Source organism: Paraburkholderia sp. 22099 (assembly GCF_052045835.1).
GTDB classification, from domain to species: Bacteria; Pseudomonadota; Gammaproteobacteria; order Burkholderiales; family Burkholderiaceae; genus Paraburkholderia; species Paraburkholderia terricola.
In genome coordinates this window covers 242,682-261,482 of sequence record NZ_JBQEPU010000004.1, presented here as the reverse complement: position 1 = coordinate 261,482, position 18,801 = coordinate 242,682, and the positions used below count along the sequence as shown (strand labels likewise).

Genomic DNA, 18,801 nt, shown 5'->3' with positions numbered 1-18,801 from the left:
CGTGGTGGAAGTTGCCGGGTGTGGCCTGCCCACACCGTGCGGCTCTGGCAGCGATGCTAACCCGCGTTTATTCCCCACACGAGGCCAGCCCGTACGTCACGGAAGTCATACTGACTTACTGCTTGATGCCTTCGGCCTGGATATGCAGCGCGGTCTGCATCTTGAAGCCGTACGCCTTGCCGAAGTCGACGCCGAAATCGTCGCGATTGAACGTCGCGGCCGCTTCCGTGCCGCACACTTCACGCTTGAGCATCGGGTTCACGAAGCACTTGAACGATTCGATTTTCAGATTCACCGGCTTCGTGATGCCGTGCATCGTCAGCGTGCCGATCACTTCCACCGGCTTGTCGCCGTCGAAGCGGACCTGCGTGCCCTTGTAGGTGGCGGTGGGATACTTCGCCGCGTCGAAGAATTTGTCGGTGGCCAGTTCCGCGTCGAGCTTGTCGTTGCCGATGTCCGCCGAGCTCATGTCGATCGTCACGTTCACCGTGCCGGTCTTCGCCGCGCGGTCCAGCACCACGGTGCCGCTGCTTTTCGTGAACTTGCCGCGCCAGGTCGACACGCCGCCGAAGTGATCGGTTTCGAAGCTCGGGTAGGTGTGCGTCGGGTCGAGCTGATACGTGTCGATAGCCATTGCGTTGAACGACATGGCTGCGGCGAGCGCGCCCGCGGCGAGCAAAAATTGTTTCTTCAAGTTGTTCTCCAGGTTTCGGGAAGTACGGCGATGCTTCGGGTTTGATTCGGGTTGGAATTACTTCTTCGAGGCGACGATGTGAAACTTGATGACGACTTCGTCCGCGACCACCGACGTGTCTTTCCATTCGCCGGTGCCCACGTCGAACTGCGTGCGCCTGATCGGCAACGCGCCGTCGAAGGTCTGCGTGGCGCCCTGGCTCGCGATGGTGACGGGCACCACCACGGTTTGCGACTTGCCCTTGATGGTGAGCTTGCCGGTGATCTTGTACTGATTGCCGCCGGCCGGCGCGATGGCGCTGGAAACGAAGGTCGCGGCCGGATAGGCGGCGCTGTCGAACCATTCCTTGCCTTGGGCCTGCTTGTTGTAGTCGTCGGCGCCGAGGTCGTAGCTGCCCGTGTCGATCGACACGTTGGCGCTGCCGGCGGTCGGCTTGGCCGGATCGAAATTCAGTTGCGCGGAGAACTTCCTGAACTTGCCGTCGACCGGCACGTTCATCTGCTTCGTCGTTGCAATCACGCTGCTTTTGCTGGTGTCGACGTCGGCATGCACGAGGCTCGCGCCGAAAAGGGAAAGGCCGGCGATGACCGCGACTGCCGGGCGCAAGAATGGGCGAGAGAAGTTGGTTTTCATGGTGGTACGCATCCTATCGAACCCGCGTGCGTTGATTGCACACCGTCGGGAATTAAATTGCCAACAGGCTGTGGCCAATCGCCTGTTACCTGATAAACGGAATCATGCGGGCGAGCAAGCCGTCGCGATCGACGAACTGATGCTTGAGCGCCGCGAGAACATGCATGGCGACGAGCGCGAGCAACGTGTAATTGAGCAGCACGTGCACCGTGCGCAGCGTTGCCTTGAGCGCCTGGTCCGGGCCGATGAAGGTGGGCAGCGGCACGATGCCGAGGTACACCACCTGGATGCCGGCGGCGGAACTGTAGAGGTAGCCGGAGAGCGGAATCGCCAGCATCAGCAGGTAGAGCACGCCGTGCACGAGATGGGCCGCGGCCTTCTGCCAGGCGGGCGTGGCGCTGTCGAGCGCCGGCGCGCGATGCGTGGCGCGCCACAGCACGCGGGCGACGGCGAGCATGAAGACGGTCACGCCGATCCACTTGTGCCAGGAGAAGTACTTCAGCTTGGTGGGCGTGAAGCCGGGGATATCGGTCATGATCCAGCCGAGATAAAAGCCGCAGACGATCAATACCGCGATCAGCCAGTGCAACGCAACGGCGGGTCCGTTGTAACGGACGGGATCGGAGGAAAGCGATTTCATTCGTTGATGCTCATGGTCGTAACGGTCGCGAGTGAATGCGGATAGTAGGGATGTCAACGAAAACTGAATAGGCGGGCGGAAGGGAACAGATCGTTGTAGCCGTGACGCTAATACGGATGAATCGAGTGGGTGCGGCGGCCCGGAACCGGCGGGGCGACCGGGCACTGTGTTAATTTGCCGGCTAAATGACATCAGCGTGCCATCAGCGTGCCAACAGCGTGCCACCCGCGCGCCACCGGCGTGCCACGTCAGGCACCGCACAAGCACAAGCACCACGACAGCCCCCATGAGGACTTTCAAGCCATGAACAGCACCGACGAAAACAGCGCCGCGCCAGGCCCGGCCTTTCTGCGGCACGACACGGCGCCTGCCACGGCTGCCGTGGAAGGCTATCTGGAGCACGATGCGGCGGTCTACCGGACCTTGCTCGAATCGACCAAGGCGATTCCGTGGAAGATCGATTGGGCGACGATGCAGTTCGCCTATATCGGTCCGCAGATCGAAGCCTTGCTGGGCTGGACGCCCGCGAGTTGGAAGACCGTGCAGGACTGGGCCGCGCGCATGCATCCCGACGATCGCGACAAGGTGGTGAATTTCTGCGTCGCGCAATCGAAGGCGGGCACCGATCACGAAGCGGACTATCGCGCGCTGACCAGCAAGGGCGAATACGTGTGGTTGCGCGACGTCGTGCACGTGGTGCGCGACGCGCGCGGCGAGGTCGAGTCGCTGGTCGGCTTCATGTTCGACATCAGCGAGCGCAAGAAGACCGAGGAGAAACTCGCCGAGTTGCAACGGGAGCTGGAAGCGCTGTCGTTCCAGGACGGTCTGACCGGCGTGGGCAACCGCCGCCAGTTCGACGCCGTCCTGCACCGCGAATGGAGCGCGGCGAAGCATCATGGCGCGCCGCTGTCGCTGGTCATGGTCGACGTCGATTTCTTCAAGTCCTACAACGACTATTACGGACACGTGCAAGGCGACGCGTGCCTGAAGCGGATCGCCGCGGTGTTGAGCGCGGCGGTGCGGCCGGGGGATTTTGTCGGCCGCTTCGGCGGGGAAGAGTTCGTGCTGGTGTTGCCGAACACCGGCGCCGAGGCCGCGCGGCAGGTGGCCGAGCGCTGCCGCGACCGGATCTCGGCCGCGGACATCGCGCACGAGCGCTCGCCCTTCCGGCAGACCGTCACCGCGAGCTTCGGCGTCGGCACCATGATTCCGTCTGAAGCGGCCGATCCGATTGCCTTCGTCAACCTGGTGGATTCGCAGTTGTATCTCGCGAAGGACAACGGGCGCGACTGCATCGCGGCGGTGAACCGGGCCGGGTAGCGGCGAAGCCAGGGGGCCCGGATCGCGGGTCATGCCGCGCAGCCATGCCGCGCTCGCGCGCCAGTCAACAAGAATTCAGGACCTGTGTCGTGACCGCTATTTTTCTCTCATGGGGTATCGCCGCCGCCGCCACGGCCGGCGTCATCGCCCGGCCGTTCAAATGGCCCGAAGCCGTGTGGGCCGTCGCCGGCGCGCTGCTGCTGGTGTCGCTCGGGCTGTTGCCCGCCCATCTGGCGATGGAGGCGGTCGGCAAGGGCGCCGACGTCTACCTGTTCCTGTTCGGCATGATGCTGCTGTCGGAAGTCGGCCGCCGCGAGGGGCTGTTCGACTGGGTCGCCGTGCTCGCGGTCAACCATGCGCAAGGCTCGCCGCGTAAGCTGTTCCTGCTGGTCTACCTGGTCGGCGTGGTCATCACCGCCTTCCTTTCGAACGACGCCACGGCGGTTGTCCTCACCCCCGCCGTGTTCGCCGCCGCGAAAAAGGCGAAGACGGATCCGCTGCCCTTGCTGTTCGTCTGCGCGTTCATCGCCAACGCGGCCAGCTTCGTGCTGCCGATCTCGAATCCGGCCAACATCGTGCTGTACGGCAATCACACGCCCGCGCTCGGCGCCTGGCTGATGCGCTTCACGCTGCCCTCGCTGTTGTCGATCGCCGCGACTTACGCGCTGTTGCGCTGGACTCAGCGCAAGGCGCTCGCCGGCATCTGCGAGACGAATCTCGAACCGCTCGAATTGTCGTCGAGCGGGCGTGTCGCGCTGGCGGGCATCGCGGTGACGGCCGCCGTGCTGCTGACGGTCTCCGCGTTCGACGTGCCGCTCGGCTTGCCCACCGCGATCCTCGGCGCGCTGACGGCGCTGGTCGTGCTGATTCAGGAGCGCAAGTCGCCGCTGCCGATGATCCGCGAAATCTCGTGGAGCGTGCTGCCGCTCGTCGCGGCCTTGTTCGTGCTGGTCGAGATGCTCGATCACACCGGCGTCATCGCGATGCTGGCCGCGCTCACGCAGCAGGGTGCGCTGCATAACGAGCTGACGACAGCGGGTTGGGCCGGCGCCGCGATCGCGTTCGGCAGCAATCTGATGAACAACCTGCCGGCGGGCCTGATCGCCAGTTCGACGGTGATGCAGGCGCACAGTCCCGAGCGCGTGATCGACGCGCTGCTGATCGGCGTCGATCTCGGTCCGAACCTGTCGATCACCGGCTCGCTCGCGACGATCCTCTGGCTCAACGCGATCCGCCGCGAAGGCGAGGACGTGAGCTTCATGAAGTTTCTGAAAGTGGGCGCAGTGGTGATGGCGCCGGCTCTCGTGCTGGCGCTGGCCGCGCGCATCCTGATGGGTTGAGCGGCTGGCGGGGCGCGCGGCGGTTCATGGGTGAGCGCCCGGCAGCCCGGCGATTCCGCGTTTCAGCGATTCAGCGATTCAGCGATTCCGCGATTCAGCGATTCAGCGATCGCCGCCCACGCGTTGCGCGAGGGCGGCGCCATGCGTCATGAGCGCGTGCCCGCCGTACGCAACACGGGCTCGGCGCGGGCGGTTTGCGCCGCCGACTTCTCGATCGCGCGCAGCGTCGCCTCTAGCCGTGCAACGCGGGCGCGTTGCGTGGGCATCAGCGACGACTGGTCAAACATGCGCAGGCGATTGCGCCAGTAAGACAGCGGAATGCGGTCCTGCGCGGAAATAAGCCCAAATACGTGTTCGAGATGGGCGATCTCCTGGTCGACGTTCTGATAGCTCATCTGGCGTTCCGGAAGAAGAGGTGGCTGGGCAATGCGGCAAGCGGTGCGTCGTCGTGCCGACGCCGCCGCTGCGCGCGCTTGTCCGTCACGGTGAAGGCGCGGCCATCGACAGGCTCGCTTACGAGCGCGCCCGCTGGCCGCCCTCCTGGGCATCCTCTGGCAGCGGATCGGCGGTGCGCCGCTTGGCCGACTGATCCACGGGCGGCGGCGCACTCTCGCCGAGCTGTCCCTCGGCTTCCAGTTGACGCAGCGCTTTCTCCCAGTATTCGTCCGCCTTGCCTTCGGGCGACGCATCCTGTTCCCACAACTCGTAGGCCCGCGTGCGGATTCGTGCTTCGAGGTCCTGGTCCATCGTTTCGGCTCCCTTGGTGCTGGCTGGATTGCTGGGTGCGGGCGCGTAAGCCCGCGGTCGGGCGCGCATATCCGACGTGGTCGACCCGTGGACATGCCCGCCGATATGAGGATTCAGCAAGGAGCGTTCCGCGGTTCGCGGGTCGCGCGCGGGTTGACGTGCCTTGTTGATCCGCGATTTCCCCGAGATTGGGCCTTGACCCGTTGCGCCCCGCCACTGGCGCGTCGCGGCATTCGTCAGCACAAGGGAAGTCCACCGGGCGTGTTGCCCGGCGGCTTGCTCTATGCTGCTGCAACGGCTTCTGTCGCATCCGTCACGCCGGGACCGCAGAGCGCCCAGCGCGCCATGACATAGGCGACACGATTCCGGAATGGCCTTCGGGCAGCGCATCCAAGAACCCGGCCTGTCATCGAACGGATCGCGGGACAAGCAGGCGACGCTCGACGGCTCGATCCAGGGAGTCAGTCATGAAAAAGTTGCTCGCCAGCGTGGTTCTTTCGGCAGAGGAACCGGAGCAACTGAAGGCGCCGTTTCAGCGCGGGCGCAATGCTCGCGCGCATGGCGGCGGCACGGGGCAGGGGCTGGCGATCGTCGAGCGGATCGCGCGGCTGCATGGCGGCGGCTGCCGTTTCATCCGCGCGCGGGCGGAGGGCTGGAAGTGTGGGTGGCGTTGCCGCGGCTATCCGGCCAAGGCCGCTTGAGAAAGCGGCGCCGGTTACGCGTTGGCCGTGCCGCTCAGCTTCGGTCCAGCCACGCATCCAGGCCCACGCGGAAAGCCACGCCCGCGATCACCGGCACGGTCAGCATGAGGATGATGCCGAAGTTCGGGATCGGGTCGCCGTAGGTGATCGGACCATAGAGCACGACACCCGCCACGACCGCGAAGACCAGCACGCCGACGACAACCATCAGCAGATTGCGCGCCACGATGGAGAGGGACTTGCGCTTTGCCTTGCCCGTGGTGCTGGCAGTGGGGGCGTCGTCGTGTTGGGCGGGCATGATGGTTCTCGTGACAGGGAAGATACGGCCGCAAGTCCGGCGAAAGCGGTGGCGATAAGCAATGGCGAAAGCGACGCCAAAAGCGACGGCGATCAGCAATGGCAAGAGCGCAACGCCGGAACGAACGGCGGTCCCGGCGCGCGACCGGCATCATACCAGGGCGCGCCGGCTTCTAACACTTTATACCGCGCCGCGCGCGCTCGAGACGACATCGAGACGACCTCGCGGCGACATCGGCAAGACCGCTAGGACGCCGCCGCCGTATGATCGAGCCACTCCGCGAGTTCGCGCCGCAACTGCATGATGTCGACCGGTTTGCCGAGCAGACGCGCGCCGGGGATCGTGTCGCCGATCTCCGCGCTGTCGCCATACCCCGACACCAGCAGCACGCGAATCTCCGGCTGCTCGCGCAGCACGGCACGCGCGAGGTTGTCGCCGGACATGCCGGGCAGCGTGAGATCGGTGAACAGCACCTCGTAGCGTTGCGTGGGCAGAAGGGTCAGCGCTTCTTCCGCGCTCGCGACGGCGGTGCAGTGGAGACCGAGCGCGGCAAGAAGCTCGCGAAGCGCGTCGCGCGAGTCCGCGTCGTCCTCCACCAGCAGCACGCGAGCCGTGTGCCTCGTGGAACGGGCAGCGCGCGTCGACGCGCCAGCCGGCGCGACCGCACGCCGATGCGTGTCCACCTTGGGTTGCTTGCCGCAGCCGTACACGGCGGGCGGCACGCAGGCGGCGATCTGACCATCCGCGACGCTGGCCGCGGCGGCCGCGCCGGCCACGCCCGCGCGCAACACGTGGCGCACCTTGCGGGCGAGGTCGTCGCGCCGGTAGGGTTTGGACAGCAGCGTGATGCCGGCGTCGAGCTTGCCGTGATGAACGATTTCGTCGCGCGTGTAGCCGGAGGTGAACAGCGTCGGCACCGGCGGCTTGCGCGCGGCGGCGCGCTGCGCCAGTTCCACGCTTTTCACGATGCCCGGCATGACCACGTCGGTGAACAGCAGATCGATCGGCACGTCGCTCTCGATGAACTCGATCGCCGCGTCGCCGCTCGACGCGGTCAGCACTTTATAGCCGAGTTGCGCGAGCATTTCGACGGCGGTGAGACGCACGTCGGCATCGTCCTCGACCACCAGAATCGTTTCGCCGCCGCCGGCCGGCGCCGTCGTTTGATCGACCGTTTCGACTGTTTCGGGCTCGCGGCAGCGCGGGAAAAACAGCGAGACGGTGGTGCCGCTTCCCACCTCGCTTTCGATCACCGTGTGCCCGCCGCTTTGTCTGACGAAGCCGAACACCATGCTCAGGCCGAGGCCGGTGCCGTGGCCGTCGGGCTTGGTCGTGAAGAACGGTTCGAACACGCGTTGCAGCACGTCGGGCGACATGCCGGCGCCTGTATCGGTTACCGAAAACACCACGTATTCGCCCGGCGAGAGATCCGGCTTGTCGCGGCAAAACGCGGGGTCCAGCACGCGATTCGCGGCGCGCACGGTGAGCGTGCCGTCCGCCTGCATCGCGTCGCGCGCGTTGATCGCGAGATTCAGCAGCGCATTCTCCAGTTGATTGCGGTCGGCCTGCACGTGCCACAGATCGTCGCTCAATACCGTTTCGATCTTGACGGTCTCGCCGAGCGCGCGGTGCAGCATTTCGCTCATGCCGGCGAGCAGCCGGCGCGGGTTCAGCACGGTAGGCGAGAGCGGCTGGCGACGCGCGAAGGCGAGCAGATGCGCGGCCAGTTTCGCTCCGCGTTTCACCGCTTCGGTCGCGGCGGACAAGCGGCGCTGCGTGGCCGGATTGTCGCCGGCATCGGCGGCGAGCATCTGCAGATTGCCGTTGATCACTTGCAGCACGTTGTTGAAGTCGTGCGCGACGCCGCCCGTGAGGCTGCCGATCGCTTCCATCTTCTGCGCCTGGCGCAACTGGTCCTCGGCCAGCGCGCGCGCCGCGACTTCATCGGCGACGCGCTGTTCGAGCGTTTCCGTCAATTGACGCAGCGACTGTTCGGCGATCTTGCGCTCGTGAACGTCGATCAGCACGCCGGGAAAACGCGTGGGTTGGCCGTGCTCGTCGAACTGGCACTGGCCGTTCGCCTGCACCCACATGTACTCGCCATCGGGCCGGCGAATCCGGTACTCGGCGCGAAACGGCTCGCCCGTGCGGATCGCCTCGATGGTGAGGCGATCGTTGAGCGGCTGGTCGTCCGGATGGATCACCTGCGTGGCGGACCCGCGTTCGACGCCCTGCACGGCTTCCTCGACGGAAAACGAAAAGGTGCGCGCGAAACGTTCGTCGCCGGTGACTTTGCCCGTGCGCACGTCGAGCACCCAGGTGCCGAGCACCGCGCCGGTGTTGAGCGCGAGTTGCAGCCGCTCGTTGGTCTCGTGCAGTTCGGCCTCGGCGCGTTGCCGCCAGCGTTCGGTGAGCACCCGCGCGGTGGTTTCGACCACCACCGCCAGCACGCCGGCCGGCGCGCCGCTGTCGTCGGCGACCGGGCTGTAGTAGAGGTCCATCCAGACGTCTTCGGGGTTGCCGTCGCGCAGCAGCACGAGTTCCTTGTCGCGATACGACAGCGTGCCGCCCGCGAGACAGGTGCTCATGACATGACGATTGAACTCGGCGACCTCGGGCCAGCCGATTTCGACCGGACAGCCGAGCAGATAGGGATGCCGCCCGCCCGCGAAGACCGCGTAGGCGTCGTTGTAGATCATGTAGCCCGGCTTGCCCCACAGCAGGACGAGCGGAACGGGCGAGGCGAGCAGCAGTTGAACGGTGGCGGTCAGACTGCGCGGCCAGTGTTCGATCGCGCCGAGGCCGGTGGCGGCCCAGTCGAATGCGCTGATGCGCTGCGCCATCTCCCCTCGCCAGCCGGGGCAACCGTGGTCTTGTGCCGGAAAGGGCATGCTGCGCTCCACAGAGGTCACGTCGATGAGAGGCCCGCTCCACCGCTGCGCATCATGCGCTCGACTTCCCAGCGGAAGCGGGGCGAATCTTCCGCCGTGGGCAGCGGGCCGGCGCGACGCTGCCGGCAGCGTCAATTGTAGGCCACAACGCCCGGCTCGTGACGCGCACGGCCTGTGCGCCGGGGGTTGAGTCGAGGATTGAATCGATGGAGCGTGCGAAGAACGTTGTCGCGAGTTTTAGCGGCGCTTTCGTGGAGTTCGTGGACTCGCTGACGGCATCTTCAATTGCACGTCGCCGTTCATCACTTCGATGGACACCGTGAATGCTTCGATCAACGCGCCGCGTTTCAACTGCCGGTGGTGGACTCGATGGCGAAAGGCATTGCGGCGAGGATCGTGAACGGCGGCTTGCAGATGCGACTCGCCGCGTTATACGCGCCACGTGATGCCGCTACCGTCAAGGCAGCATGCCGGAAAGCGGCATCACGTGATCGCATGGTGTGAGCCAGCGCCGCCGATTCAATGCACGAGGCGCGGAATCCTGATCTGGCCGATCTGCTCCACTTCTCCGAGCCCATTGATCACGCACGCCTGACCGAGCAGCACATCGTAGTTCAGCCCCGCGCCCCTGAGTTGTTGCGCGCTGAGCCCGCCGCTCGTATGGCCGATATAGACCCAGTATTGCAGCGGCTGACTGCCGACGTCGATCTCGCCCGCGTTGAGGATGATGCCCACGTGTTTCTCGGCCCGATAGTGGTCGGGCCGGGCGTTCTTGTCGTCGTCGGCTTTCCATTCCTCGATGAAGCTGTCGTAGCGGCTCGCGCGCAAGGAGACGAAATCGTAAGCGAGCGCGTCGTTGAAGACGCCTTCGAGAAAGGCCCGGCGCGCTCCGTCGGCGCCCATCGCCTTGCACATCGCGCCGAGCAGGTCGCTGTTCAGATTGGCCGCCGCGCGATTGAAATGTTCCGGCAATCCCACGACGTACCAACTGGCGCTTCGTTCCGACTCGTGCATGGCGGGCATGCCGAACTCCATGCGCATACCGCGTTCATCCCAGCCGAGAAAGGCGCGCATCAGGCATTCGATGTCGTTGGAGAAAAGCCATTCGCCCGGTTGGGTTCGAGATTCCCCCGGATCGTCTCCCGCGCAACTGATTGCGAAGCGCGGACGCCCGATTTCGTTGACGTATTCCTCGAATTGCTTCCCGCACGGAAGAACGGCCCTAAAAACCTTGGTGACTTGCAGGGGGGACTTCATCATTTTAATACCTCCTGACTGGATGTCCTTGGCAGACAAGAAACGAAAATACTCCAAATTATTTACGACAGGAAGAGGGTATCGGTAATAAAAAACGTTCTATGGAATGGCATCTTTTATTGTGCGGTGCGATTAAAAAATTCAGATTGAAATTCACTCATTGTCATGCTCTTATGTTTGGCTTGGTTATCGCACGACAGGGGATTTTATTGAGATAGTCTATAGAGTGAATGGAGAATCCATTTCAAAGGAAAAAGAAAAACCGAGCAATGGAATGGAATTGGTGCGTAGAGGGCTATGAAGATTATTGGCCGGATTGGGCTTGAATTTTTTCATTCGATGGCATAAAGACTTTCGCGACCGAATTGTTGAATCGCCCCGCGCATGCATGCGACTACTTCGAACAAAGCGGCGTTTTTAACAATCTCGCCAGTCGTTGCCGGAACCTGCCGGTTCTTTTTTTGCGTGAAGGCATAAATATTGGTCATACGATTGCCGATATACAGTGGCAGAGTGACCTGGACCCGCCTGATATTCACCAATATGCCTTTTACCTCAACGCAGAAACCGCCCGATTCAGGCTTGCGCGAACGCTTTCACCGGCGATCGCTGGAGCACCAGCGTCCGCTCTCGACCGTGACGATGGCATTCACGGTTGTCGCGTTCCTTTGCTTCGTGGCGGCGCGCGACCTCGTCGACGGTCCGGCCGTGCCGCTGGCCTACCGGCTGACGTGCGCGCCGGTGCTCGCGCTGCTGGTGCTGGCGATCCCGCGCGCGAAGTCGACGTGGTTGTTCGGCACCATCGGCGTCGCGTATTCACTGGTGCTGACGGCGGGCATTGCGCTCAATATCGTCGGGGTCCAGCAGCCGCTGTTATGGGCGCTGCCCGCGATGGTGGTGATACCCATCTGCGCCGCGCCTTTGTGGCTCACGCCAACGCATTACTTCGTCGGCAGCGCGCTGTTCTATGCCGCCGCGTTCGCCTTGCTGTCCGGCGAGTCGCGCACGCACGACCTCGACGTGGTCGCGTGGATGTGGATCGCGGCGATCGGCATGCCGACTTCGGCCGTGTATCACTTCGGCTTTTACCGGTTCCGGCGCAATCACTTTTTGCTCGAGAGCCAGCTCGCGCAGCTCGCCGCGACCGATCCGCTCACCGGTTTGCAAAACCGCCGCTCGTTCGTCAAGCAGGCCGAGCGTCGCCTCGACAATTCGCAGCCGGGCGCGCGGGTTAGCGCGATCTTTCTGGACATCGACAACTTCAAATCGCTGAATGACCGTTTCGGCCATGCGGCCGGCGACCGGGTGCTGTACCAGGTCGCTCAGGCGCTGATGGAAGAAACCGCCGCGGAAGACAGCGTGAGCCGGGTCGGCGGCGAGGAGTTCGCGGTGCTGCTGCAGGACGGTCTCGCGGGCGCGCTCCAGACGGCCGAGCGGCTGCGCGGCGCGATTGCCGCGATCGAGCGGCCGGACGGCTATCTGACCGCGAGCTTCGGCGTGGCCGAACATCGCGGCGGCGAGACCATCATGGCGCTGCTCGATCGCGCCGACGAAGCCTTGCTGCGCGCCAAGCACTCCGGCAGAAACCGCGTGTGCGCCGAACGCGCGCCGCCGTTCGAGCCGTTGCAATTGCTTGCCGGCGAGGCATCCGCGCAAGGCGCCGCGGCGGCGCGCTACCGGTGGGAGGATTACTATCTCGCCTCGCATTTTCAGCCGCTCTATAGCTTGTCGCATCAGAAGCAGGTGGGCTTCGAGGCGTTGCTGCGCGGCGAGCAGGACGACGGCACGCTGGTCCCGCCGATGGTGCTGTTCGCACCGAGACCGTCCAGCGACGAAGGCGCGCTCGACCGGGCGAGTCACGCGGTGCATCTCGCCCACGCGCGCACCCGATTGCCCGCCGAGGCGTGGCTCTTCCTCAACATCCTGCCGGCCACGTTCGTCGCGGATGGCTACGCCGACAAGCTCGCGGCAATGGTGTGCGCGGTCGGCCTGGAACCGGAACGGGTGATTCTCGAGATTCTCGAGTCGCACGGCGGCAGCGTCGACGATATGTCGCGGGCGGCGGCCTTGTATCGTGCGCACGGCTTCCTGATCGCCGTCGACGATTTCGGCGCGGGTCAATCGAATCTCGACCGTCTGTTCCGTATCCGGCCGGACCTCGTCAAGCTCGACGGCGAACTGATTCGCGCGACGGGGCACGGCATCGAGCAGCCGATCCTGCCGAAGCTCGTGTCGCTGCTGCATCATGCCGGGATGCTGGTGGTGGTCGAGGGCGTGGAGACCACGGAGGAACTGATTCTCGCGGTGGAGTCGAACGTCGATTTCGCGCAAGGCTACCTGCTCGGCCGGCCGGCCGCGGAGATCGCGCCGCCGGAGTCGGTGCGCCGGCGCATCGATGACGCGTTCAACGTGATCGCGCAGGGGCGGGCGCATCAGCATGCGTTGTTCGAGTCGGAGGTCGAGCCTTACCGGTCCGCGTTGCGCCTCGCCGCCGACGCGTTGCTGCGCGGCGTCGCGATGGAGGAGGCGTTTGCGTCGCTCGCCACGTTCGAGCGTTGCGTGAGCTGTTTCATTCTCGACGATGCCGGCCGGCAGATCGGGCGCGAACTGCCGGGGCCGGCGTGGCGTAGCGAGGTCGCTTCGCTGCATCCGGTGGCCAATCCTCGCGATGCCCGGTGGGATCATCGGCCTTACTTTCGGAATGCGGTTCTGTTGCCTGGCGTTGCCGTGGCGAGCAACCCGTATCTTTCCCTCGCGAGCGGCAGGCCGTGTATCGCGGTGACGCTGGCGGTGCAGTTCGCCGCCGGGCGCTCCGTCATTGGGGTGGAGCTGGATTGGTCGGCGCTCGGCTTGCCCTGGCCCGCCAGCGACTGAGCCGTCCGCTGCTTCGTTCTACCGGCTGCTTCAAGCGCCGCGTCCCGACTTCCTCCCGTTTTTCTGCTGTTCCCTCCACCACGCTCGTCAATGATCACGTCTTTGTTCGAATGAACATGCGCGTGCGTCTGACATTAACGTAAGTCGTCAGATGACATAGGCAGAATGCCCGCTCTCATGCGGCATTACGCGCTGAAAGCCGCATGTTTCGTTCGAAAAACATGGTTTACCCGAGTATCAACGATCGAACAAATTGATATGATGTCCGACCATAAAAGGACAAAAATTGTTCGTTTGCGAACAAGGACATCACTGCCGGCGCGCTGCGCGCTGCTTGGCACCGAGACAAATGGAGGAGCATCTTGCGAAAAATCGTCGGTCTACGCTGGTGGATCATCGCGCTGGTTTGCCTCGGCACGATCGTCAACTACCTGTCGCGCAACGCGCTCGGCGTGATGGCGCCGCAGTTGATGACGCTGCTGCACATGGACACGAAACAGTACTCGTATGTCGTCGGCGCGTTCCAGGTCGGCTACACGATCATGCAGCCGGTGTGCGGTTTGATCATCGACCTGATCGGTCTGCGGCTCGGCTTCGCGCTGTTCGCGTGTCTGTGGTCGCTGGTCGGCTGTCTGCATGGCTTCGCGACCGGCTGGGTGTCGCTGGCGGCGCTGCGCGGCCTGATGGGACTGTCGGAAGCGGTCGCCATTCCCGCGGGCATGAAAGTGGTGGCCGAGTGGTTTCCGAATCGCGAGCGCTCGGTGGCGGTCGGCTACTTCAATGCGGGCACGTCGCTGGGTTCGTTGTTCGCACCGCCGCTCGTCGTGTTTCTCTCGTTGCGCTACGGCTGGCAAAGCGCTTTCGCCGTGACGGGTGCGTTGGGTTTCGTGTGGGCGGCGGTCTGGTTCGCGCTGTATCGCTCGCCGGCCGACCATCCGCGTATTTCGCCGAAAGAACGCGACAAGATTCTCGACGGCCAGTCGCCGGTTGCGTTGTCGGGCGAGGGCGGGCATCGCGTGCGCAAGGTGCTCGGCACGCGGCGTTTCTGGGCCATCGCGCAGGCGCGTTTCTTCGCCGAGCCGGCATGGCAGACCTTCAGTTTCTGGATTCCGCTTTATCTCGCCACCGAGCGTCACATGGATCTGAAGCACATCGCCATGTTCGCGTGGCTGCCGTTTCTCGCCGCCGACCTGGGCGGCCTGTTCGGCGGCTATCTCTCACCGTTCCTGATGAAACGGTTCCGCATGCCGATGATCGCCTCGCGCATCGCCGGCGTGGTGCTCGGCGCGTTCATGATGCTCGGGCCGGCCTGCATCGGACTCGTGGCGTCGCCGTATGAGGCGATCGCGCTGTTCTGCGTCGGCGGCTTCGCGCACCAGATGATCTCGGCGCTCGTCAACACGCTTGCCGCCGACGTGTTCGAACCCGGCGAGGTCGGCACGGCGAGCGGCTTCGCCGGCATGGCGGCGTGGATCGGCGGCCTCGGCTTTTCGCTGCTGGTCGGCCAGCTCGCCGGCTCGATCGGCTATACGCCGCTGTTCGCCGCCCTCGGCGCGTTCGACCTGATCGGCGCGACCTTGCTCATCATCCTGATGCGAGGCGTGTCGCGCGACGCGCAGCCGCATCCCACCGATCAAAGCGCGAGCGCGTCCGCCTGACCTTGGATAAAGACACATCATGGCTTCGTTGAAAAATCGTCCGCATTTCTCGCTATCCGCTCGCACCGGCAACACGATCGTTCTGACGGCGGCGCACAACTGCCGGATCGAGCTGTTCGTGCTCGCCGACGATATCATCCGCGTGCTCGTATTACCCGATGGCGAACTGCATGGCCCGCGCTCGTGGGCGATCGCGCCCGGCATGGAGGACGTGCCGCTCGAAGGGCGCGAGCGGCGCGACCTGAGCGGCTTCGCCGCCACGCCGCACAGCGTGTCCGACGACGGGCGCAGTGTCGTGATCGAGACCGCTTGCATCCGCTTGACGGTGGCGCGCGACGGCGGCTTCTGTTCGTGGGCGATCCGGGAAGGCGGGCAAGACGGCGCATGGCGCCACGTCATGAGCGATCGCAAGACCCAGGCGTACAACTTCGGCTGGTGGGATTCGCGCGTGTATCACTACGTCGAACGGCAGCGCGGCGAGATGTACGTGGGCCTCGGCGAACGGGCCGGCTCGCTCGATCGCGCGGGGCAGCGCTACGAGATGCGCAACATTGACGCGATGGGTTATAGCGCGCGCGGCACCGACCCCCTGTACAAGCACATTCCCTTTTACGTGACGTGGCAGCCGGAAACGGCGACCGGCTTCGGCCTGTTCTACGACACGCTGGCCGATTGCCGTTTCGACATGGGCCGCGAGCTCGATAACTATCACGGGCACTACCGGCATTTCGTCGCGGAACACGGCGACCTGGATTACTACTTCATCGCGTCGGCGGGCACGCCGTTGCATGCGGTGCGCCGCTTTACGTGGCTCACCGGCCGCCCGGCATGGATGCCCAAATGGGGCCTCGGCTATTCCGGTTCGACGATGAGCTACACCGACGCGCCCGATGCGCAGCACCGCATGGCCGAATTCATCGACCAATGCAAGGCGCACGACGTGCTGTGCGATTCGTTTCATCTGTCGTCGGGCTATACGTCGATTGGCGCGAAGCGTTATGTGTTCAACTGGAACCGCGAGAAGTTTCCCGACATCGACGGCTTCGTCCGAAGCTATCTCGACGAAGGCGTGCGCCTGTGCGCGAACATCAAGCCTTGCTTGCTGCAAGATCATCCCGCGTTCGAGGAGGCGGCGCGCGCCGGTCTGCTGATCGAGTCGCGCGACGGCGAGCCGGCGTGGGTGCAGTTCTGGGACGAAGTCGGCGCCTATCTGGACTTCACGAATCCGGCCACGCTCGACTGGTGGAAGGCGCGCGTGACGGACAGCCTGTTGCGTCACGGCGTGGCCGCCACGTGGAACGACAACAACGAGTTCGAAATCTGGACGCCTGACGCGATTGCGCAGGGTTTCGGCGAACCGTTTCCGGCGTGGCAGGCAAAGGTTTTGCAAACGCAACTGATGATGCGGGCGTCACGCGACGCCCAACGCGAATATGCGCCCGGGCGCCGGCCGTTTCTCGTTTCGCGCGCGGGCGGCGTCGGCATGCATCGCTATGTGCAGACGTGGTCGGGCGACAACTACACGTCGTGGGAAACGCTGCGCTACAACCTGAAGATGGGCCTCGGTCTCGCGATGTCGGGCGTGTCGAATAGCGGGCATGACATCGGCGGTTTTTCCGGCCCCGCGCCGGAGCCGGAACTGTTCGCACGCTGGGTCGCGTTCGGCATCTTCCTGCCGCGCTTCAGCATTCATTCGTGGAACGACGACGGCACCGTCAACGAACCGTGGATGCATCCCGAACTCACGCCGCGAATCGCCGCGCTGATCAAGCTGCGCTACCGGCTGATTCCCTACCTGTACGAACTGCTGTGGCAATCGCATGCGGCATACGAGCCGGTGCTGCGTCCGATGTTCGCGGAGTTTCCGCACGATCCGCGCTGCTACGTCGACGGCGACGACATGATGCTCGGCGCTTCGCTGCTCGTCGCGCCCGTGGTGGAAGCGGGGCAGAGTACGCGCGACGTGTATCTGCCGGCCGGCGCGCGCTGGGCGTCGTACTGGAGCGGCGAGGTGTTCGAAGGCGGCCAGTCGGTTAGCTTGCCCGCGCCGTTCGAGCAGCCGGTGATGCTCCTGCGCGAGGGCGGCGTGATTCCGATGAATGTCGCGGAGCAGCACTTCGGGCGCCCGGCCGATACGCGTGCGTTCATTGCCTTGCCGTTCGCGAGCGTCGGAACGGCATACGGCGCCTGCGTGGAAGACGACGGCGAGAGCGAGGCGTGGCGCAACGGCGAGCAAGGGCGTTGGCGCGTCACGATCGATAGCGACACCGACGCGCTGCGCGTCTCGATAGCGCGCGAAGGCCACATGCCGCGCGCGCAAACGGAGGTTCAGGTGCTGGTGCCCGCAAGCGAGACGCGCGCGGCTACCTGCACGAGTGCCGAACTCATCGCCGACGAGACGGCAGGCGGTTGGCGTCATCTGACGGTGCGACTGCACGGTTGAGAGCGCAGGCATCAACGGCCTTGCTTGAACAGACACATACATACGGAGACTCACCAGCAATGAACCAGATGAAGCGCATCGGCGCCCGTGTTTTCACCCTGTCATGCGTGCCGTTCGCGAGCATGGCGCTATCGACCCAGGCGGCGGCGCAAAGCAGCGTGACGTTGTACGGCGTTGTCGATAACGCGTTCGCCTACGTGAGCAACCAGCGCGGCCATTCGAACTTTTATATGAGCCAGGGCAATCTGCAGGCGAGCAAGTTCGGCCTGCTCGGCGCGGAAGATATCGGCGGCGGCACCAAGGCGATTTTCCGGCTGGAAAGCGGCTTCAATTCGCTCACTGGCGCGCAAAGCAGCGCGGGTCTCATCTTCAACCGGCACGCTTACGCCGGCTTGAGCAACGACCGGTACGGCACGCTGACGCTCGGCCGCCAGTACACGCCGTACTTCCAGATGGTCGGCGCGCTAGGACCGACGGGCGTGCTGACCGGCGCGACCGGCGCGCACCCAGGCGACCTCGATGCGCTCGATACCACGCTGCGCTTCAACAACTCGGTCACCTACACGTCGCCCACTATCGCGGGCCTCGCATTCAGCGCGCAATACGGCCTGGGCGGCGTGCCCGGCAGCGTCGCGAGCGGCAGCAATTTCAGCGCGGCGTTCCGCTACGACTACAAGCCGTTCGCCGTCGCCGTGGGCTACCTCAAGCTGCGCGACATCGCGACGAGCCAATCGTTGGGCAGCTTCGCGATCAATTCGCCGGTCAACAGCGGCTACGCGACTGCGCACAGCGCGCAACTCCTCGCGGCCGCGGCCCGCTATACGCACGACGACCTGATGGTCGGCGTGAACTACTCGAATGTGCAATATGCGCCGGGCTCCCGATCGCTGTTCGCGAGCGAGGCGGTGTTCAACACGTATGGTTTGATTTCGACGTATCGCTTCTCGCCGGCGGTGACCGTCGGCGCGGGCTATAGCTATACGCGCGCGAGCAAGGCGAACGGCGTGAGCGATCCGGCGCGCTATCACCAGATTTCGCTCGAACAGACCTACAACCTGACAACCCGCACCACGCTTTATGCAATCCAGGCGTATCAACTGGCGCGCGGCAAGTCGTTGATCGCGGCGGGCTCCACCGGAACCAGCATCGTGGACGCGGTGGCCGTGGTCGGCGATTCGCAGAACGCCACGCCTTCGTCGGGGCCGTCGCAGTTCGTCGGCATGGTGGGGTTGCGGCACGCGTTCTAGCCGTTCTTGCCGTTACTGGAGGCGGGGCTTTCGCTGAACGGCGACGGTATGCATGAAG

At 64.6% G+C, this 18,801-nt stretch carries 15 protein-coding genes and 1 pseudogene; 7 read left to right on the top strand and 9 right to left on the bottom strand.

Annotated elements, in window-relative coordinates; genetic code table 11:
• Positions 1–115 precede the first annotated feature (115 nt).
• The 3 genes from ACTJLC_RS06495 to ACTJLC_RS06485 form a co-directional block, all read right to left on the bottom strand.
• Entirely contained in the window at positions 116–694 is a 579-nt protein-coding gene (locus tag ACTJLC_RS06495) for a YceI family protein (RefSeq protein WP_073427361.1), read from the bottom strand.
• 57 nt (positions 695–751) lie between these two features.
• Entirely contained in the window at positions 752–1,339 is a 588-nt protein-coding gene (locus ACTJLC_RS06490; RefSeq protein WP_374709833.1) for a YceI family protein, read from the bottom strand.
• Between the two features lie 73 nt (positions 1,340–1,412).
• On the bottom strand, positions 1,413–1,967 hold the full coding sequence (locus ACTJLC_RS06485) for a cytochrome b (RefSeq protein WP_440843321.1): 555 nt from the start codon (positions 1,965–1,967) through the stop codon (positions 1,413–1,415).
• Positions 1,968–2,270: 303 nt separating this feature from the next.
• On the opposite strand from ACTJLC_RS06485, the gene ACTJLC_RS06480 reads away from it, so the two are divergent.
• Complete coding sequence (locus ACTJLC_RS06480) at positions 2,271–3,287, top strand: sensor domain-containing diguanylate cyclase (RefSeq protein ID WP_440843320.1); 1,017 nt, start codon at positions 2,271–2,273, stop codon at positions 3,285–3,287.
• A gap of 89 nt (positions 3,288–3,376) precedes the next feature.
• Complete coding sequence (locus ACTJLC_RS06475) at positions 3,377–4,627, top strand: arsenic transporter (protein WP_310315612.1); 1,251 nt, start codon at positions 3,377–3,379, stop codon at positions 4,625–4,627.
• Positions 4,628–4,773: 146 nt separating this feature from the next.
• Here ACTJLC_RS06475 and ACTJLC_RS06470 read toward each other — a convergent pair whose 3' ends face one another.
• Entirely contained in the window at positions 4,774–5,022 is a 249-nt protein-coding gene (locus tag ACTJLC_RS06470; protein WP_310117972.1) for a hypothetical protein, read from the bottom strand.
• A 118-nt stretch (positions 5,023–5,140) separates the two neighbouring features.
• A complete protein-coding gene (locus tag ACTJLC_RS06465; protein ID WP_073427367.1) occupies positions 5,141–5,374 on the bottom strand; it encodes a DUF2934 domain-containing protein in 234 nt (77 codons plus the stop codon).
• Positions 5,375–5,868: 494 nt separating this feature from the next.
• Between ACTJLC_RS06465 and ACTJLC_RS06460 the strand changes: the two are divergent.
• Positions 5,869–6,062, top strand: a pseudogene (locus ACTJLC_RS06460) (sensor histidine kinase); the annotation flags it as partial.
• A gap of 47 nt (positions 6,063–6,109) precedes the next feature.
• Here ACTJLC_RS06460 and ACTJLC_RS06455 read toward each other — a convergent pair.
• From ACTJLC_RS06455 to ACTJLC_RS06440, 4 genes are all read right to left on the bottom strand, one after another.
• Positions 6,110–6,373, bottom strand: coding sequence for a hypothetical protein (locus ACTJLC_RS06455; RefSeq protein WP_073427368.1), 264 nt, complete (start codon positions 6,371–6,373; stop codon positions 6,110–6,112).
• Positions 6,374–6,618: 245 nt separating this feature from the next.
• Positions 6,619–9,264, bottom strand: a complete 2,646-nt coding sequence (locus ACTJLC_RS06450; protein ID WP_310128185.1) for a hybrid sensor histidine kinase/response regulator — start codon at positions 9,262–9,264, stop codon at positions 6,619–6,621.
• A 519-nt stretch (positions 9,265–9,783) separates the two neighbouring features.
• Positions 9,784–10,524 (bottom strand): hypothetical protein, encoded by a 741-nt coding sequence (locus ACTJLC_RS06445; RefSeq protein WP_310315610.1) that lies wholly within the window; start codon positions 10,522–10,524, stop codon positions 9,784–9,786.
• 329 nt (positions 10,525–10,853) lie between these two features.
• The gene (locus ACTJLC_RS06440; RefSeq protein ID WP_310315608.1) at positions 10,854–11,009 is read right to left on the bottom strand and encodes a hypothetical protein; all 156 of its coding nucleotides are present in this window, start codon (positions 11,007–11,009) and stop codon (positions 10,854–10,856) included.
• A gap of 55 nt (positions 11,010–11,064) precedes the next feature.
• Here ACTJLC_RS06440 and ACTJLC_RS06435 point away from each other — a divergent pair, with 55 nt between their 5' ends.
• The 4 genes from ACTJLC_RS06435 (at position 11,065) to ACTJLC_RS06420 (ending at position 18,743) form a co-directional block, all read left to right on the top strand.
• Complete coding sequence (locus ACTJLC_RS06435; protein ID WP_440843319.1) at positions 11,065–13,395, top strand: diguanylate cyclase; 2,331 nt, start codon at positions 11,065–11,067, stop codon at positions 13,393–13,395.
• Between the two features lie 362 nt (positions 13,396–13,757).
• Positions 13,758–15,053, top strand: coding sequence for an MFS transporter (locus ACTJLC_RS06430; protein WP_244745396.1), 1,296 nt, complete (start codon positions 13,758–13,760; stop codon positions 15,051–15,053).
• A 19-nt stretch (positions 15,054–15,072) separates the two neighbouring features.
• Positions 15,073–17,496 carry a TIM-barrel domain-containing protein gene (locus ACTJLC_RS06425; RefSeq protein ID WP_440843318.1) on the top strand — a complete coding sequence of 808 codons (2,424 nt, stop codon included), beginning with the start codon at positions 15,073–15,075 and terminating at the stop codon, positions 17,494–17,496.
• Between the two features lie 59 nt (positions 17,497–17,555).
• Positions 17,556–18,743 (top strand): porin, encoded by a 1,188-nt coding sequence (locus ACTJLC_RS06420; protein ID WP_374709832.1) that lies wholly within the window; start codon positions 17,556–17,558, stop codon positions 18,741–18,743.
• The last annotated feature ends 58 nt before the right edge of the window (positions 18,744–18,801 follow it).

Coding starts and splice junctions, on each gene's coding strand:
- ACTJLC_RS06490 (WP_374709833.1), bottom strand. CDS start 1,339: ATGCGTACCACCATGAAAACCAACTTCTCTCGCCCATTCTTGCGCCCG.
- ACTJLC_RS06485 (WP_440843321.1), bottom strand. CDS start 1,967: ATGAAATCGCTTTCCTCCGATCCCGTCCGTTACAACGGACCCGCCGTT.
- ACTJLC_RS06480 (WP_440843320.1), top strand. CDS start 2,271: ATGAACAGCACCGACGAAAACAGCGCCGCGCCAGGCCCGGCCTTTCTG.
- ACTJLC_RS06470 (WP_310117972.1), bottom strand. CDS start 5,022: ATGAGCTATCAGAACGTCGACCAGGAGATCGCCCATCTCGAACACGTA.
- ACTJLC_RS06465 (WP_073427367.1), bottom strand. CDS start 5,374: ATGGACCAGGACCTCGAAGCACGAATCCGCACGCGGGCCTACGAGTTG.
- ACTJLC_RS06455 (WP_073427368.1), bottom strand. CDS start 6,373: ATGCCCGCCCAACACGACGACGCCCCCACTGCCAGCACCACGGGCAAG.
- ACTJLC_RS06450 (WP_310128185.1), bottom strand. CDS start 9,264: ATGCCCTTTCCGGCACAAGACCACGGTTGCCCCGGCTGGCGAGGGGAG.
- ACTJLC_RS06445 (WP_310315610.1), bottom strand. CDS start 10,524: ATGATGAAGTCCCCCCTGCAAGTCACCAAGGTTTTTAGGGCCGTTCTT.
- ACTJLC_RS06440 (WP_310315608.1), bottom strand. CDS start 11,009: ATGACCAATATTTATGCCTTCACGCAAAAAAAGAACCGGCAGGTTCCG.
- ACTJLC_RS06435 (WP_440843319.1), top strand. CDS start 11,065: ATGCCTTTTACCTCAACGCAGAAACCGCCCGATTCAGGCTTGCGCGAA.
- ACTJLC_RS06425 (WP_440843318.1), top strand. CDS start 15,073: ATGGCTTCGTTGAAAAATCGTCCGCATTTCTCGCTATCCGCTCGCACC.
- ACTJLC_RS06420 (WP_374709832.1), top strand. CDS start 17,556: ATGAACCAGATGAAGCGCATCGGCGCCCGTGTTTTCACCCTGTCATGC.